Below are 16755 nucleotides of genomic sequence, written 5' to 3'. Positions count from 1 at the left end.
GCGGCCGCCGGGGCCGCGGCGCTCGGAGCCGCCCGCGGCGCGGCGGTGGCCGTGGCCGCGACCGCCGACGACGGCCCCGGGCCCTCCGGCCGCCGCATCCCCTTCGAAGGCCCGCACCAGGCCGGGATCCTCACCGCGCCGCAGGCCGCGGCCTCGTTCGTGGCGTTCGACGTCACCGCGCGGACCCCGGACGAGCTCAGGGCCCTGTTCCGGACGCTGACCGAGCGCGTCAGGTTCCTGACCGCCGGCGGGGCCCCGGCGGCCACCGACGTCGCCTCGCCGCCGACCGACAGCCAGAGGCCGGCGGGGCCCCGGCGGCCACCGACGTCGCCTCGCCGCCGACCGACAGCCAGACGCTCGGCGCGGACGTCCCCTCCGACGGCCTGACCGTGACCGTCGGCGTCGGCGCCTCCCTGTTCGACGACCGCTTCGGCCTGGCCGCCCGCAAGCCCGCGCGCCTGACGCCGATGCCGGTCTTCCCCGACGACCACGTCGAGGGCTCGAAGGAGCTGCACGGCGATCTGATGCTCCAGATCTGCGCCGACTCCCGCGACACCGTCATGCACGCGCTGCGCGACATCGCCAAGCACACGCGCGGCGGCATGCAGCCCGCCTGGAAGGCCGACGGCTTCCACGCCGCGCCACGCCCGGCCGGCACGCCCCGCAACCAGCTCGGCTTCAAGGACGGCATCGCCAACCCCGACGTCGCCGACCCCCGGATCGCCGAGGAGCTGATCTGGACCCGGGGCGGCGGTCCCGAGCCGGCGTGGACCACCGGCGGCTCCTACCAGGTGGTGCGCGTCATCAGGATGCTGGTGGAGTTCTGGGACCGCGTCACCCTGCACGAGCAGGAGAACATGATCGGCCGCCGCCGCGACAGCGGGGCACCGCTGGATGGCACCGCCGAGCACGACCTGCCCGACTACCGGGCCGACCCGCAGGGCCACGCCATCCCCATGGACGCCCACATCCGCCTGGCCAACCCGCGTAGCCCCGACACCGCCGACCAGCAGATCCTTCGCCGCGGCTACAACTACGAGCGCGGTCTGGACGTCAACGGCGACCTCGACGTCGGCCTGATCTTCTGCTGCTACCAGCAGGACGTCGTGCGCCAGTTCCAGGCCGTTCAGGACCGCCTGGCCGGCGAGCCGCTGGTGGACTACATCCAGCCGACCGGCGGCGGGTACTTCTTCGCGCTGCCCGGAGTGCGGGGCGGGGACGACTGGTTCGGGTCGGGTCTGCTGGCGGCGTAGGCCGCTCGCCACGACGTTCGAGACGGCCCCTTGACGGCGACCGGTCGGCGGCCAAGGATCGCCTCTGTGGCCGATGTCAGCGAATCAGAGCCCGCAGTCGAGCTGGACGTCCCGGGCGTGGCGGACGACCGCCACCGGGTCCCGTCCCCGGACGCCGAGAAGCGCATCCTCGAAGCAATGCCGCAGGTCGGCGCATGCGTCGTGGTCGCCGCTCGGCAGGAGGGGACGGTCCAGACCGACGTGCTGCTGACGCTGCGCCCCGGCGCTGACCCCGGCGCCGACCACGAGCCGGCGGTCCGCGCGGCCCTGGAGCCGGACGAGGCCGCCACCGTCCGCCGGGTTTTCGTCGTCGGCACGGACAGGGAAATCCCTGAAGGGCTCGCCGGGGACCACGAGGCGTTCGCCCGCTGGCACCTCGCCGAGCTGCTCGGCGCGCGGCTGCCCGGACTCGGCGAGGGCGTGGATCCGGTGCCGACTCCGACCGAACGCCTCAGCGTGGAGTTCGCCGGCGAGGGCGAGGGCGTCGCCGAGCTGTCCTGGGGACAGCGCGAGATCTGGCAGTCGATGACCCGGCAGGGGAACTGGCTGCCGCTGGGCGGCTGGAAGCCGCTGGACCCCGGCACCACGATCGCCGACGTCGCCGACGAACTCGCCTACCTGCACCACCGCTTCCCGTCCATGCGGACCCGGCTGCGCTTCGACGACAACGCGCGGCCGTATCAGGTGCTGGCTGCCAGTGGCGTTACCGAGCTTGAGATCTATGACGCCCCTGAAGTCGTTGGTATGCAGGACGCAGGTACGCAGGACGCTGGTACGCAAAGCACTGGTACGCAGGACACCGCCGCGCAGGCCGCCGACCAGCTCGCCGCCGCCATCGACGCGCACTACCAGCGCGCCCCCTACGACCTGCGCACCGAGTGGCCGGTCCGGATGGCCGTCGTCCGCACCGGCGGCGTGCCGACCCACATGGTCGTCGTCATGCACCACCTGGCCCTCGACGGCGGCGCCGCCGTGACCATGTTCCGCGACGTCGCGACCCGCGCCACCGAACCGCCGGTCGGCCTCCAACAGCTCCAGCTCGCCCAATGGCAGTACTCCGACGCCGGCCGGCGCCAGAGCGACCGGGCCATGCGCTACTTCGGCGAACTCCTGCGGAACATGCCGGACCCCACCTTCCCGGCCTCCGCCGACCCGCGCCGCCCGCGCTACTGGAGCTCGGAGTTCGCCTCGCCCGCCCTGCGCTCGGCCCTGGCGATGCTCGCCGTCCGCACCGGCGCCGACCCGGCGCGCGTCGTGATGGCGGTGCACGCGATCGCCCTGGCCCGCGTCACCGGCGTCAACCCGGTGCTGCTGCGGCCGGTCATCGGCAACCGCTTCCGGCGGCAGCTCGCCGACGTGGTCTGCCACGCCTCCCAGGCCCCGGTGGTGCTCCTGGACGCCTCCGACGCCACCGTCGAGGAAGTGATCGGCCGCGCCGGACCGGCCTCGATGAACGCCCTCAAGCACAGCTTCTTCGACCCCGAGCAGCTCGACGAGCTGACCCGGACCACCGGCGAGGACCGCGGCGTCGAACTCGACGTCGCCTCCTTCGTCAACGACCGCCGCGCCCCCGTGGACCCGGAAACGATCCCGGCCCGCACCGCCGAGGAGTTCGCCGCGGCGCGCGCCCTGTCCACCTTCGACTGGACCGGCCGGCGCAACGACCCGGTGGAGCGCCTGTTCGTGCACATCGACGACGGCCCCGACCTGGTCCGGCTCCTCATCGAGGCCGACACCCGGGCCCTGGACCCGGCCCACATGGAACAGCTGGCGCGCGGCATCGAGGACCTCGCGATCGACGCCGCCCTGCACCCCGGCCTCGACACCGGGGTCCGGGGACCGGCGGCGGGACTGGACGCGGCGGCGGGATCGGCTGGGGCGGTGGCGGAATCAGCTGGGGCGGTGGCGGAACGCGCCGATAGTCTCGCGCCATGACGAACACGCGCTTGGGCATCATGTACGACCGCGCCTGGGACCCGGCGGGCCTGCCGGACTTCGCCCGGCGCGTCGAGGCGGTCGGCGCCGACGACCTCTGGGTGGTGGAGGACCTCGGCTGGAACGGCGGCCTCACCGCGGCCGCCGTCGCCCTCGGCGCCACCGAACGGCTGCGCGTCGGCCTGGGCATCGCCCCGGCGCCGTACCGGAACCCGGCACTGTTCGCGATGGAGGTCGCCACCCTCGCCCGCGTGTTCCCCGGACGCTTCGCCCCCGGCCTGGGCCACGGCGTGTCGGGCTGGCTGGAGCAGGTCGGCGCCACACCGGGCTCGTCGATGGCCCGACTGGAGGAGACATTGACCGCGGTCGGCGCCCTCCTGCGTGGGGAGACCGTCACCATGACAGGCCGCGAAGTCACACTGAAGGACGTGACCCTGGTCCATCCGCCGACCGTGGTCCCCCCACTGTTCGCCGCCGCCGTGCGGGCCAAGACCCTGGAACTGTCCGGCCGCCGCGCCCAGGGAACAGTGATCGCCGAGGGCCACGGCCCGAAGGACCTGGAGAACGCCCGCGCCCACATCGCCCGCGGCGGCGCCGACCATGACCACGACCTCGCCGTCTTCGCGTTCTGCCACGTCGGCGACGACGAGCCAGGCCGCACCGCGCTGACCGCGGCGCTCGCCGACCAGGCCGACTGGCTGAGCCGCGAACCACAGGACCTGTTCACCGTGTCCGGCACACCGGAGCAGGGCGCCGACCGGGTCCGGGAACTGTTCGCGTCCGGCGCGACGACCGTCGTGCTGCGGATCTACGGCGCCGAGCCGGCGGAGCAGCTCGGCGCTGTTGTCGAGGCGCTGGGCGGCTGACGGGGCGGGGGCTGCTGGTGGGTGCGGGGGTGCTGGTAGGCGCGGCACCAGGTGCTGAGTCGTCGGCCTGGCGCAGCACTTCGTGGAGGACCTGATGCCGCGGATGGAACAGGCGCTCGGCGCCGCCTGATCGGGATCAGGATGCGGGAGGCCCGCTGAACCAGCGGGACGCGGCCGGGGGTGGAGGCGGGAGCGGAGGCGGGGGAGCCGGTTGCGATGACGGTCCCGCAGCCGGTTTCAACGCCGGTCCCGCAGCCGGTTTCAGCGCTGGCCCCGCTGCTGATCCTGCTGCCGGTTCCAACGCTGGCCGCAGCGCAGCGGTGTGTATCTGCGGGCCGAACCACCCAGCAGCCGTCCGCAACTGCTCGATAGCGCCGCGCGCAGCGACCACCGCATCCCCCACCTCACCCATCGCCCGATGCAAATCCCGCAGACTCTCCGGCGACGGGTCAGCCGTAGCCACCCGCACAGCGGCGACCACGCCCCGAGTCGCCCCGGCCAGCCTCGCAGCCGCGCCCGACACCTCCGGCGCGTACCCGAACACCTCCCCGGGCAGGTGCCGGCAGGCGAGCAGGCTGTCGCCGACCGCGCGCGCGGTCTCGTGGGCCTCACGGACCGCGGCGGTGGCCGCGTCGAGCGTGGGCAGCAGGTGGCGCCGGAGTTCCGGGGTGCGGTCGGCGACGGTCGATACGGTCATGGGCGGCGCTTTGCTGGTGCGGGGCTCTGATCTGCGGGGACGACCGGTCGGCCGTCCCCGCGGAGATCACGGGGTGCGGATCATAGCGCAGCCGCGAGCCGCTCGGTGATCAACCGGCTGAACCGCGCCGGATCGGCGAGTTCGCCGCCCTCGGCCAGCAGGGCCGTGCCCAGGACGATCTCGGCGAGTTCGGGCAGCGCCGGGTCCTCGGCGTTCTTCTCGTACGCCGACCGCAGGCCGGTGATCAGCGGGTGCTTGGGGTTGATCTCCAGGATCCGCTTGACCGGCGGGAACTGCTGTCCCATCGCCCGGTACATCTTCTCCAGCATCGGCGTCATGTCCTCGTCGTCGCCGACCACGCAGGCCGCCGACGTCGTGAGCCGCGAGGACAGCCGCGCCTGCTTGACGTGCTCGGACAGCGTCGCCGCCAGCCAGGGCAGCAGCGCGGCGAAGTCGGCCTCCCGCTGGGCCTTCTCCTCGCCGGCGGCCTCGTCCTCGCCGGCGTCCAGGTCGACCTGGCCCTTGGCGATGGACTGGAACGGATGCCCGTCGAAGGCCGGGACCTGCTCGGCCCACACCTCGTCGACCGGATCGGTGAGGATCAGGACTTCGTAGCCCTTCGCCGCGAAAGCCTCCATGTGCGGCGAATTCTCCACAGTGGCCCGGTTCGCCCCGGTCAGATAGTAGACGGCGTCCTGGCCGTCCTTCATCCGCGAGACGTAGTCGCGCAGCGTCGTGGGCTTCTCGGCGTCGTGCGTCGAGTCCAGGCAGATCAGGTCCAGCAGGGCCTCGACGTTGTCGGTGTCCTCGATCAGCCCTTCCTTCAGCACCCGGCCGAACTGCGCCCACAGCTTCGCGTAGCGCTCCGCGTCAGCGGTCTGCATGTCCTTGATGGAGCCGAGCACCTTCTTCACCAGCCGCCGCCGCACCCCCCGGATCTGCCGGTCGTGCTGGAGGATCTCCCGCGAGATGTTCAGCGACAGGTCGTGGGCGTCCACGACGCCCTTGACGAAGCGCAGGTAGTTCGGCATCAGCGCTTCGCAGTCGTCCATGATGAACACGCGCTTGACGTACAGCTGCACGCCCCGCTTGGTGTCCCGCGAGAACAGGTCGAACGGCGCCTGCGAGGGGATGAACAGCAGCGCCTCGTACTCGAACGTGCCCTCCGCGCGCATGTGCACGGTCTCCGCCGGGTCGTTCCAGTCGTGGCTGATCTGCTTGTAGAACTCGTTGTACTCCTCCTGCGACACCTCGCTGCGCGGCCGGGCCCACAGCGCCTTCATCGAGTTCAGCGTCTGCAACTCGGTGACGCTGACGCCGTCCTCGCCGCCGCGCTCGATGGGCATCCGGATGGGCCACCGGATGAAGTCCGAGTACTGCTTGACGATCTGCCGCAGCTTCCACTCCGCCAGGTAGTCCGCGACGCCGTCCTCGCTGTCGACCGGCTTGAGGTGCAGCACCACCTCGGTGCCCACCGGCAGCCCGTCGGCCTCGGCGATGTCGTACGTGCCCTGGCCGTCGGACTCCCACAGCGTCCCGGCCTCGGACCCGGCCCGCCGGGTCCGCAGGCTGACCTTGTCGGCCACCATGAACGCCGAGTAGAAGCCGACCCCGAACTGCCCGATCAGGCTCTGGGCCGCCTCGGCGTCCTTGGCCTGCTTCACCTTCTCCAACAAGCCCGCGGTCCCGGACTTGGCGATGGTGCCGATCAGCTCCACGACCTCGTCCCGGGTCATCCCGACCCCGTTGTCCCGGACCGTCAGCGTCCGGGCCTCGGCATCCACCTCCAGGACAATATGCAGGTCGGAGGTGTCGGCCTCCAGGTCCGAATCGACCAGCGACTCCAACCGCAGCTTGTCCAGCGCGTCGGAGGCGTTCGAGATCAGCTCGCGCAGGAAGATGTCCTTGTTCGAGTAGATCGAATGAATCACCAGCTGCAACAGCTGACGGGTCTCGGCCTGGAATTCGAGGGTCTCAACGCTGCCACCCACGTCCGGGGCGCTCCTTTCGACGATGAAACGGTAGGAATACCGCCTCAGCCATCTTATGGAGCGCCCCACCGCGACGGGTCCGTGACAGAGCGATCCTTTACCCGCTGTGCGCGGGCCCGTCACCACCGAGCACCCGGTCGACCACGGCCTGGAACAACTCGGTCAACGGCACCCGAGCCCACTCGACCAGGGCGGGGTCCGCGCCCACCGCGCCCAGCGCCTCCTTCTTCCACGCCTCCACGGGGCGCGCGCCAGGGAAATTCGCAGCCTTGCTCCACGGGCCGGGCAGGAAAACCCCGCGCCCGGCCTTCGGACGCTTCTCCTGGACGACCAGCCCCCGCTCCGCCAATGCCGCGATCGCCGCCTTGTGGTGGGCCGGCCGCCAGCCGTTCCAGACCCGCACCCAGGCGTCGGTCGGCTGCGGCACTGCCAGCAGCTGGAGATAGTACGCCGCCGCGCCGCTGTCCAGCTCGAACCGGTCCGCGACGGCGGCCACCAGGTCCGGCGCGCTGACCCGCGGATCAGCCTCATAAGTTCCGGCCGGCAGCCCGCCGGACTCGATCCGCTCCACGAGGCGGTCGCAGGCCGACCCCAGCAGGAAGCTGACGGCGTCGAGGGTGCCGCGCCCATGGAACGCGGCCGAATCCAGCGTCGCCGTCCGTGCGTCCCGGCCGAGCAGCGCGGGCCGGAAGTACAAGCGGGTGCTGGAACCCCGGCTGGCCGAGATGGTCAGGCCGTCGTCGTACGTCGTGTCCGGCAGCTCGATCGGGCCCTGGTACGCGCTCGGGCCGAAACGCTGCGCGAGGTCGTCCACCGACGTTCCATAGCGGCACTGTCCCGCCACCAGGATCAGCTCCGGACGAAGAAGCCGCTGCCGGACCAGCCGGATCATCTCCGGCACCCCGCGCCGCACCGGGTCCTCGCTCGGCAGCGCGGCGTAGGCCCAGGCCGTGGCGGTGGCCAGCTTCGAGAGCCACACGTTGAACTCGCCGACCCGGTACCCGTCGCTGCCGTACCAGGCCACGCCGTCGTCGACGCCGGGCACGAGCCAGGAATCGATGTCGCGCGTGAGGATCGGCGACGAAGCCGGCTCGGCCAGGGCCACACACAATGCCTGGGCCGGGAACGAGCGCCCGAAGTCGGGCGCCGCCGCCAACGTCGCCTCCGGGATCACGGTCTTCTTTCCGAACCGCGCAGCCCAGTTCGCCGCGATCCGCTCGGCGACGGCTGCCAGGCCGCCGGGCCGCCAGAGCTCCTCCGGGTCCTCCGGCAGAACTCCGAGCAGCAGCGTGGGCCGCGCCTCCTTGCTCACCGACGCGACCTCGCTCCGGGCGTCCTCCACCTGCTTGGTGCTCAGGCCCAGGCTTCTGCGTTCCTCCGTGCTCAGCAGCGGCACATGGTAGCTCGTCACCCCGATCAGCCCCGCCAGCGCGAACTCGGCCCCCGGCCGGCTCAGGCCTGCCTGCTCCATGAGCGGCACGGCGTTGGCCGGTCCATGGGGCGCCGCCCCGCGCTCCCGGAGCAGCGCGACCAGGCGCCGTATTCGATCGCGGGTGTCCCACCGAAGCGAATCATCACCTTCAAACGGGAACTTCTCGGCTATCCCGGCCTTGTCCAGGGCTGCCCGGACGTCGGCGTCCGCGAAGGCTGACTCAGCCCACACCTCCAGGAACGCCGTCAACAGCTCGCGCCGCTCCTCGGAGGTGCTCGGCGTTATCGCCCGCAGCACCACCCATTCAAGCCGCCCCACCAGCAGCGCCGACAGGCCGAGTCCTCGGACTCGCTGCTCCAGCCCGACTTCTCCCGCTCGAAGCGCTTGGCTCAGCCGCTGTATCTCATACAGCGGCCGCTGGGGCGCGACCGACATGTGGCCGACCCGGTGCCCGAACGCATGCACTGCCGAATGGACCGCTGGACCATCCATCACATGCGACGCTTCGTCGTTCTCTGCGTCCTCCGGCGGCGTCAGGAACGGCCGCAGCGCCGGCGCCGCCCACAACGCCGCCGCCTCGCCCCGCTTCTCGGCGAGCACGGCCCACTTCCGCACCAGCGGCTCGAACCGGGGATCGGCCGCCGTCGCGGGCAGGTCCTCCCCGGGACGGCGGCTCCGCCACCACAGTTCCAGGCCCAACCCTGCGTCCTGCTGCAAGTCCGCCACCGGCACACCGTGCGCCAGGCACGTCTCCAGGACCCGGACGTCCACACGCTTCGTCCAGTAGTCCCGGCCGTCCAGCCGCACGGCCACGCCGTCGGCGCGCAGCGCCGGAGCCATCCGCACGATCAGCTCGTTGAGCTCGTCGGTCAGGGGCTTGCTGACCCGGCTGCGCTTCTTCAGCACGGTGTTCAGATTCGGATGATGAATACGCCGCTCGAGCCATGCCGCCCGCCCGCCAAGCGGCCGCACGACCTCCACCTCGACCTCAGCCTGACCCTCGACCTCAACCTGAGGTTGAAGGTTGGCTGGCCCACCGACCGGCCCATCGACCGGCCCACCGACCAGCCCCGCGGCCGCCCCGCACGCCCCCACCAGCCCCAGCCACCAGCCGTCCAGACTCTCCGCCTGCGGCAGCATCTCCAGCACCAGGCCCCGCACCACCGCCGACCGCGCCGCCACCTGGATCAGCACCGGCTCCCACGCCGTCCACATCGCTGCCGCGGCGTCCCGCAGCGCCGACGCCGCATCGGCGTCGCAGAACCGCTCCAACAGTTCCTGGTGCACCTCGATCTCGTCGCGCCCCGCCGCCTTGGCGAACGCCGACAGGTGCTTCGGCAGCTGCGGCCACGGCGCCTGCCCCACCATCGCCCGCAGCAGCGCGACGCGCATCAGCGCCTCCAACGCGGCCTTCGGCTCGGCCCGACTCTTCAGACTTTTGACGAAGTCCCCGGTCGCTTTCGCGCTCAACGCCCCGAACGCGGCGAACTCGCGGTGCACGGCCAGCCAGACGTCGTCCTCGATCGGCAGGCCCTCCTCGGCCTCGACGGCGCGCGCCTGCGCGAAGAACGTCCCGGCCCGCTTGTGATCGCCGTACCAGATCATCAGGCGCGCAGCTTGCTCGTAGAACACCGGCAGCTGTTCGCTCGGCACATCTCGCCCGAGGCTCTCCACCCTCAGCGCGGCGCGGTGGGCCGCCAGTCCGCGCGTCCCGGCCAGTCCGGCGCCGACGGCCTCCGCCGCCTCGGCGTCGTCCGGCCGGTTGACCAGGACCCACGCCGGATACCGGCGCGTCCGCGCCACCTCCGGCGGCAGCACCGGGACCAGGTTCCTCGCCTGGTCCCGGCACACCAGCTCATCGCCGTCGCGCGCTATCTCGTAGCCGGCCTCGATCGGCCACCATGTCAGCTCCGTCCCCATCCCGGAATCATGGCAGGTGGTTGTGACTCATCTCGCCGATCGCGACGGCCTTCCCGCGTCCAGTGCGTCCAGTGCGTCGAGCGCCAGGTGCCAGGGGAAGCTGTCCGCGTTGTCGGTGCGCGGCGGGTGCGGCTCGATCAGGCCGGGGCCGACGAGGACCTGGACCCCGCTCTCCCGCAGCTCGGTCAGCGAGCGCTGATAGACGCGGTTCGCGGCGAAGGCGGTGTTGACGTTCGGCAGCACCGCGATCGGGACCCCCGCGCCGCCGAGCTCGGCGAGCAGCCCGAGGGCATAGCAGTCAGCGACGCCGGCGGCCCACTTGTTGATCGTGTTGTAGGACGCCGGAGCGACCACGATCGCGTCCGCGGTCGGCAGCGATCCGCCTTCGCCCGGCGTCCGCCAGCGTGACCGCACCGGGTGGCCGCTGACCCGTTCGACCTCGGCCAGATCGAGGAATTCCTCGGCGGTCGGGGTCGGCACGACGTAGGGATCCCAGCCGCGGGCGCGGGCATCCTCGATCAGGACCGTTACGCGCTCGGCGGGACCGGCCGCGCAGACGATGACGTACAAAACCGGGTTGTCAGCCATTCCCGGACCTCCATCCGCTAGATCGATCAAGGTCTAGCGGTCCCGGCGATGGTGCGCCACCGTGTTCGAGGAATGAGACCCGGACCGTGCCGCCGCTCAAGGCAGCGTCACCACGAGCTTCCCCATCGGATGCCCCTCGCGCAGGTGCCGGATCGCGGCCGCGGCGTCGGCCAGCGGATACGCGCGGTCGACGTACGGCGTGAGCTGCCCGGCCTCGATCAGCCCGATGAGCGTCGCCAGGTCGGAGGCCCGGGTCAGGGCCAGCAGGTTCTTCTGCTCCTGCCGCAGAAAGGGCGACTGCGACACCGCGCGCAGTGCCCGTCCCATCCCGAGGATCTTCCCGCCGCCCTCGCCGCCGACGATGACGAGCGTGCCGCGCGGCGTCAGTGCCCTGCGCAGGACCGGCAGCGGGCGGTTGCCGGCGATGTCGAGGATGACGTCGTATCGGCCGACATGGTCGACGCTGTCGATGTCCTCGCGCGTGTAGTCGACGACGTGCGCGGCGCCGAGCGCGCGGACGTGCTCCGCGGCGGCGGACCCGCAGACCGCCGTCACCTCCGCCCCGAAGTGCGCCGCCGCGAGCTGCACCGCGTAGGTGCCGACGCCGCCGGACGCGCCCAGGATCAGCACCCGCTGACCGGCGTTGACCCGCGCCTTGTCCCGCAGCGCCTGCAACGCGGTCTGCCCCGAGACCGGCAGCGCCGCCGCCTGCTCGAACGTGATCGACAGCGGTTTGCGCGCCAGGTGCACGGCCTTGGCGCGGGCGTACTCCGCGAACGTGCCGACGCCCGACCCCAGCACCGCGTCGCCGATCCGGAAGGCGGTGACGTCCGAGCCGAGCTCCTCCACCCACCCGGCCAGGTCCCGCCCGCACACCGGGTTCCGGGGCCGCCGCAGCCCGAACACCAGCCGCACGACGAACGGCGATCCGGCCATCACGTGCCAGACCTCCGGCCCCACGCCGGCGGCGGCGACCCGGACCACGACCTCGTCCGGTCTCGGGCGCGGGCGCTCCACGTCCCGGACCGCCAGGACGTCGACCGGGCCGTAGGCGCGCTGCACGACAGCCTTCATGGCACCCCCCAAGGAAGGGCCCGGAAGTCCCCTCATCTCTCAAAGTAGGGCCGGGAGCGCCGTTCGGAAATCCCCGCTGACCAGCGGTTTATCAAGACACGTCGAGGGCCAGCCGGACCAGCGGCGAGTGCCGGAACGCTTGCGCGACGTCGACCAGCCACGACGCCTCGGCGCCCGCCGCCCCGGCCTCGGGGTTTGCTGCGGTCTCGGCAGGGGTGTTGGACGATCTGCCGGATGCTCTGCCGGATGCGGGGTCGGGCATGGCGTCGGGCATGGCGTCGGACCCGGCATCGCCTCCGGCCCCGTCGAACCGGCGGTCCCGCCGCAGGTTCTCCACCGCGACCGCCAGGGCGGCGGCCTCGATCTCGGCCGCCGAGTACCGCCCGGCGTCGATATCGGCCGCCGCCAGCCACGCCGCGAACCCCGGCTGCCGGTACTGCCGCAGCGCCAGGCTCGCGTCGTGGATCTCGATCGCGCGGCGGTAGGCGAGGAACTCGATGCTGGCCGCCGCCCCGGGCCGCGGCCGGTCGCCCGGGTCCAGGGCGATGTGCGGCAGCTCGTGATGCAGCGCCGACCACAGCGGCCCGAGCGTCCGGTACCGCTGATAGGCCCGCCACCAGCGGTGCGGCTTGGCCAGCGCCCCGCCCCACCGGCCGACCGTGCCGCCCGCGACCAGCAGCGCCACGCAGCTCACCCCGAACAGGTTCGACACCGAGTCGTCGCTGCCGCCCTGGGTGCCCGACCTGGCCACGCTGAGGATGTCGTCCAGGGTCCACAGCGTCCACACCGCGCCGACCGCGATCGCCGCCACGGCCAGCCGGACGCCGAGCCGCAGCGGGCGCGAACCGCCGTGGCGGGCCTGGGGGAGCAGGGCGCCGGCCAGCTCGGCCAGACCGAACAGGGTGTAGCCGACGAACAGCGAGTAATGCGCCGACAGCGCCACGCGGCCCGGGACGTCGACGCTCAATGTCCCGCCCGCATCGGCCTGAGGGCGAGCGACCGCGAACAGCACAGCCATCATGACCTGCACCACCAGCGCCGGGACCAGCCATGAGCGCGACCAGCCGGACGGCCAGGCCCCGGCCGGCAACGCCGGGGACCCTGGCGATCTTGGCGCCCCCGGTGACTCTGGCGACTCCGGCAGCCCCGGCGATCCCGGGAACCGCGAGGCCGTCGCCGATCCGGCCCCCACCTGCCCGGCCGTCGCCGGACGCAGCGCGTACGCCACCCCCACCAGAGAGCTCACCGCCGCCGTCCGCAGCGAGTCCCCGAGCCCCACCACCGTGGCCTCCCCGACCCCGGCCCCGGTCAGCAGCCGCAGGCCGGCCGGCGCGAGGATCGCCAGCGACCCGGCCTCGAACAGCCCGAACGCGTACACCAGCCACCGGAACGGGTCCGGCGCGCCCCGCCGGTCCGCGCCGAACCGGTACCCGACGAACCCCAGCAGCGCCGCCGTCCCCGCGTAAGCACCCAGATCCGAAGCCGGCGCCATCAGGGCCGGCCGACCCCGAACAGCACCCCGACCCGCGCCGTGTCCTCGGCTGCTTCACCGTGCGCGGCCGGAGCCGCCTCGGCCGCCGCCCGCGCCGCCGCGGAGGCGCGCGCCGCGGCCTTGCAGCGGATCAGCGACGCCACCAGCTCGGCCTCCCGCTCCTGCGGTGCGTTGTAGGCGGTCCGCCCCAGCACCCGCTGCACCAGCCCGGGGGACAGGGACGGGAACAGCCCGGCCGCCGAGCCGGTCTGCATCGGCGCCGCCTGGTCGTGCCCGCACAGCAGATGCGCCGCCTCGTGCAGGATGATGTGCTCACGGTGCAGCGCCGCGGTGTCCGCGAAGTAGACGATGACGTCGGTGTGCTCCAGCGTCACCAGCAGCCCGCACGGCACCCGCGGCCGCGAGGTCACCGGCACCAGCTCGATCGGCCGGCCCCGATCGGCGGCCAGCCGGGCCACGAACGCCGCGGCGCTGAACGGCTCCGGCAGCTCCAGCCGTTCGACGGTCTCCCGGCACCGCCGCAGCAAGGTGCGCCGGCCTCGTGCGAACCGCATCCCCAACCCCTCCGCTGGCCCGTCCGCCGACTCCGCACGGTGTGGCCCGAACCGGCCGGACCGCCGGTTCGCTTCTTGCCTGGCGGGGCGGATCCCGCGGATCACCCGCGGGCCGTACCGCTCCTCGCAGCGTTCGACTTCTTCTCGCGCCGGGCGAGAACGTCGATCATATCGCTGATGGTGTCGATCGACTCCGGGGACAGATTCACCGCGCGCAGCGCCACGCTGCGCACCCCGGCGTCGCGCAGCGCGCCCAACAGCTCCAGGTCGCGCGAGATCGCGGCGGCCTGTTCGTCGTCGAAGAAGTAGGTGGCCGGCACCTCGAAGAACTTGGCCAGCGCGGCGACGTGCCGCACCGTCGGGTTCGCGCGACGCCCGGTGCGCAACTGCCATAAATAGGTCGCCGAAAAAGTCTCGCCCGTCGCTTCCCGACAGGCGCGCGCCACATCCTCGTTGCTGAACGGCTCGCCGTCGGAACGCCGCACGACCCGGAACAGGGTCTCGATCCGCTCGGCGAGGGCCGGGCGCACGGACGTGGGGACCTGCTCCTGCATCGCGTCCCTCCCTCTATGCAGCTGTACAGTGCCGATCACGACCCCATTCTGTCGATGTCGCCGCCGCCTTGGGCGTGCTTCGCAAGGATTGCCGAAGCCTCATCGACCCGGTGTCATTCATTTCAGCTAGCATGCATGCTGCTCGTGCTTGTGTTCGGAGTCTGATATGGATGACGAGCGAACCCCGGTGCTCGGCTGACGCCCGGGCGCACCCCCTGATCGGTGCCGACGCCGGCCCCGCCTCCGGCGTCGGCACCCTCTCCCGCTCCCGCCATCCGCCCCGCAGCCTGCCCCGTGTGCCCGTCACGCGGCCCGCCCCGCAGCCCGTCACGCGGACGGCGCCGTGCGCTTGCCCGCGCCGCCGGGCCTGCGAGTCTGGGGCTGAGACCCTCAGCGGAGCCAACAGGGAGTTGACACGCCATGTCCGCCATGACCGACCAGGCCGCGGCCGCCCGTCCCCGGGTGCTGTTCATCGTCAGCCGGGCGCACCAGCTGACCATGAAGGACGGCAGCCTGCACACCACCGGCTACTGGGCCGAGGAGCTGCTCGTGCCGTACCACGCCTTCACCGAGGCCGGGTACGACGTCAAGTTCGCCACGCCGGTGGGCCAGGCCCCGCAGCCGGACCCGCGCAGCCTGTCCGCCCACGACGACGCCGACCTCCAGCGCATCCTGGACCTCCAGAACCCGCTGGTGCTGGACGACGTCGAGGTCGGCGGCTACGAGGCGGTGTTCGTCCCCGGCGGGCACGCGCCGCTGGAGGACCTGGCCACCGACGAGGTCGCCGGCGAGCTGATCACCGAGGCGCTGGCGGCCGGGATGCCGGTCGGCGCGGTCTGCCACGGCCCGGCCGCGCTGCTGGCCGCGCGCCGCGCCGACGGCACCCCGACGATCGCCGGCTACCGCCTCACCGGCTTCACCGACGAGGAGGAGGAACAGGGCGGCCTCGCGCCGAACATGCGCTACCTGCTCCAGGACGAACTGGCCAACCTCGGCGCGGAGTTCGTGGAGGGGCCGCCGTTCCAGTCCCACACCGAGACCGACCGGAACCTGCACACCGGGCAGAACCCCCAGTCCTCGGCGCAGATCGCGGCCGACATGCTGGAGGCGCTGGAGGCTTGATGCGGGCCGGGGCGCTCGGCCCGTGCCTTCCTGGTTCGGGCCTGTGCCCCGTCCGCCGTCAGTACCGCAGTACCGCCGCGACCCCGCCGGCCTCCCGCAACGTCCCGTCCGGCACGAACAGCACCCGCGCCCCGGACTCCATCGAGTTCTCCACCAGCTGCTCCACGATGTCGGTGTGGACGCCGATCGCGGGCGGCTCGATGTCCTCCTTCGGCTGCGGCAGCGTCACCGGCTCCGGGAACGGCAGCGTCGCCAGCTCGCGCCCGTCCCCGCCGACCTTGCCCGCGAGCAGCAGGCCCTCCTCCAGGACCAGCCGGTGGACGCGCTTGTCCGCCACGGCCGTCCAGACCTCGGCGGGGCCGCCGGCGTACCGGTTCTGCGACCGGGAGTCCTCCAGCTCCGTCAGCGCCGCCGCGACCTGCCCGGCGCGATGCCGCCCGACCTCGGGCGCGATGCGCTTGGCCAGGTCGGACGGGGAGTCCTTGTCCATCCCGGTCAGCGGCAGGGTGCCGGCGACCACGTCGCGGTAGGCGGTGAGGTCCAGGAACGAGGACAGGATCTTCTCGCCGCCGACCACGAACAGCGGCAGGCCGTCGTGGACCTTCAGTGCCTGGCCCAGGTGGGTGTCGACGACGCGCAGGTACTGCCGCACGTACTCCTCGTGCGCCTCGTAGGGCTCGGCGCGGGGAATCGCCCCGGGCACGGCGTCCTCCGGCGACGGGATGGCCGGCGTGTCGGGGAAGCCGTGCTCCTTGACCTCGCGCAGCTCCTCCGCCGAGCCGCGGTGCAGCCGGCACACCTCCTGGTCCAGCACCAGCACCAGGTACGGCCAGGACCGCTGCTCGGCCGCGACCAGGTAGCGGGTCAGGAACACGTCGGAGAACTCGGCCCGCAGCGTGGCGTCGGCCCCGGTCGGCACCTGCCACAGCCGCGTCGGGTCCGCGGCGCTGACGTGGACGACCAGCTCGCCGGCCGGCACGCTCGGATCGACCAGGTCCAGGATCGCGTCGGGGTCGAGCTTCTCGTCGCGCAGCGTCAGCCGCACGTCCCGCTCGACGTCCGGGTCCTCGGCCAGCCGCCGCTGCGCCTCGGTGCACAGGCCGCGCAGCGTGATGCGGGTCTTCTCGCCGAAGGGCTCCTTCGGATCGGCCGGCAGGACCAGCGTGACCGCCGGATAGGGACGCGGGGTGCGCAGCTCCGCGAGGATCTCGGGTGTCAGTTCGGAGATGTCCACCCGG

The 16755-nt window shown here is 72.6% G+C and carries 11 protein-coding genes and 1 pseudogene; 4 read left to right on the top strand and 8 right to left on the bottom strand.

The genetic code is table 11. The features are described from left to right. The 3 genes and pseudogenes from ABD481_RS05370 to ABD481_RS05360 all read left to right on the top strand — a co-directional run. Window positions 1–1253: pseudogene (locus ABD481_RS05370) on the top strand (Dyp-type peroxidase); the annotation flags it as partial. A gap of 66 nt (window positions 1254–1319) precedes the next feature. After that, a complete protein-coding gene (locus ABD481_RS05365; protein ID WP_344664383.1) occupies window positions 1320–3227 on the top strand; it encodes a condensation domain-containing protein in 1908 nt (635 codons plus the stop codon). Continuing rightward, the gene (locus ABD481_RS05360; protein ID WP_344664382.1) at window positions 3224–4093 is read left to right on the top strand and encodes an LLM class flavin-dependent oxidoreductase; all 870 of its coding nucleotides are present in this window, start codon (window positions 3224–3226) and stop codon (window positions 4091–4093) included. The genes ABD481_RS05365 and ABD481_RS05360 overlap by 4 nt, the downstream gene beginning before the upstream one ends. A 777-nt stretch (window positions 4094–4870) precedes the next feature. Here ABD481_RS05360 and htpG read toward each other — a convergent pair. The 7 genes from htpG to ABD481_RS05325 all read right to left on the bottom strand — a co-directional run bounded on the left by htpG (window position 4871) and on the right by ABD481_RS05325 (window position 14395). Then, window positions 4871–6781, bottom strand: a complete 1911-nt coding sequence (htpG, locus tag ABD481_RS05355; RefSeq protein ID WP_344664381.1) for a molecular chaperone HtpG — start codon at window positions 6779–6781, stop codon at window positions 4871–4873. Window positions 6782–6878: 97 nt separating this feature from the next. Next, window positions 6879–10133, bottom strand: coding sequence for a hypothetical protein (locus ABD481_RS05350; protein WP_344664380.1), 3255 nt, complete (start codon window positions 10131–10133; stop codon window positions 6879–6881). A gap of 27 nt (window positions 10134–10160) precedes the next feature. Beyond that, window positions 10161–10721, bottom strand: coding sequence for a flavoprotein (locus ABD481_RS05345; protein WP_344664379.1), 561 nt, complete (start codon window positions 10719–10721; stop codon window positions 10161–10163). Window positions 10722–10817: 96 nt separating this feature from the next. After that, on the bottom strand, window positions 10818–11795 hold the full coding sequence (locus ABD481_RS05340) for an NAD(P)-dependent alcohol dehydrogenase (RefSeq protein ID WP_344664378.1): 978 nt from the start codon (window positions 11793–11795) through the stop codon (window positions 10818–10820). A 91-nt stretch (window positions 11796–11886) separates the two neighbouring features. Then, the gene (locus tag ABD481_RS05335; RefSeq protein WP_344664377.1) at window positions 11887–13287 is read right to left on the bottom strand and encodes an MAB_1171c family putative transporter; all 1401 of its coding nucleotides are present in this window, start codon (window positions 13285–13287) and stop codon (window positions 11887–11889) included. Then, window positions 13287–13841 carry a hypothetical protein gene (locus ABD481_RS05330; protein ID WP_344664376.1) on the bottom strand — a complete coding sequence of 185 codons (555 nt, stop codon included), beginning with the start codon at window positions 13839–13841 and terminating at the stop codon, window positions 13287–13289. The genes ABD481_RS05335 and ABD481_RS05330 overlap by 1 nt, the downstream gene beginning before the upstream one ends. Before the next feature lie 101 nt (window positions 13842–13942). Beyond that, on the bottom strand, window positions 13943–14395 hold the full coding sequence (locus ABD481_RS05325) for an XRE family transcriptional regulator (protein ID WP_344664375.1): 453 nt from the start codon (window positions 14393–14395) through the stop codon (window positions 13943–13945). Window positions 14396–14824: 429 nt separating this feature from the next. Here ABD481_RS05325 and ABD481_RS05320 point away from each other — a divergent pair, with 429 nt between their 5' ends. Beyond that, window positions 14825–15517, top strand: coding sequence for a type 1 glutamine amidotransferase domain-containing protein (locus tag ABD481_RS05320; RefSeq protein WP_344664395.1), 693 nt, complete (start codon window positions 14825–14827; stop codon window positions 15515–15517). A 58-nt stretch (window positions 15518–15575) separates the two neighbouring features. Here ABD481_RS05320 and ABD481_RS05315 read toward each other — a convergent pair whose 3' ends face one another. Beyond that, window positions 15576–16751, bottom strand: a complete 1176-nt coding sequence (locus tag ABD481_RS05315) for a baeRF3 domain-containing protein (protein WP_344664374.1) — start codon at window positions 16749–16751, stop codon at window positions 15576–15578. Window positions 16752–16755: the final 4 nt, after the last annotated feature.

The organism is Catenulispora yoronensis (assembly GCF_039531695.1).
Classification (GTDB): domain Bacteria; phylum Actinomycetota; class Actinomycetes; order Streptomycetales; family Catenulisporaceae; genus Catenulispora; species Catenulispora yoronensis.
This window is presented reverse-complemented; position numbering and strand designations above follow the sequence as displayed.

Coding starts and splice junctions, on each gene's coding strand:
- ABD481_RS05360 (WP_344664382.1), top strand. CDS start 3,224: ATGACGAACACGCGCTTGGGCATCATGTACGACCGCGCCTGGGACCCG.
- ABD481_RS05350 (WP_344664380.1), bottom strand. CDS start 10,133: ATGGGGACGGAGCTGACATGGTGGCCGATCGAGGCCGGCTACGAGATA.
- ABD481_RS05345 (WP_344664379.1), bottom strand. CDS start 10,721: ATGGCTGACAACCCGGTTTTGTACGTCATCGTCTGCGCGGCCGGTCCC.
- ABD481_RS05340 (WP_344664378.1), bottom strand. CDS start 11,795: ATGAAGGCTGTCGTGCAGCGCGCCTACGGCCCGGTCGACGTCCTGGCG.
- ABD481_RS05335 (WP_344664377.1), bottom strand. CDS start 13,287: ATGGCGCCGGCTTCGGATCTGGGTGCTTACGCGGGGACGGCGGCGCTG.
- ABD481_RS05330 (WP_344664376.1), bottom strand. CDS start 13,841: ATGCGGTTCGCACGAGGCCGGCGCACCTTGCTGCGGCGGTGCCGGGAG.
- ABD481_RS05325 (WP_344664375.1), bottom strand. CDS start 14,395: ATGCAGGAGCAGGTCCCCACGTCCGTGCGCCCGGCCCTCGCCGAGCGG.
- ABD481_RS05320 (WP_344664395.1), top strand. CDS start 14,825: ATGACCGACCAGGCCGCGGCCGCCCGTCCCCGGGTGCTGTTCATCGTC.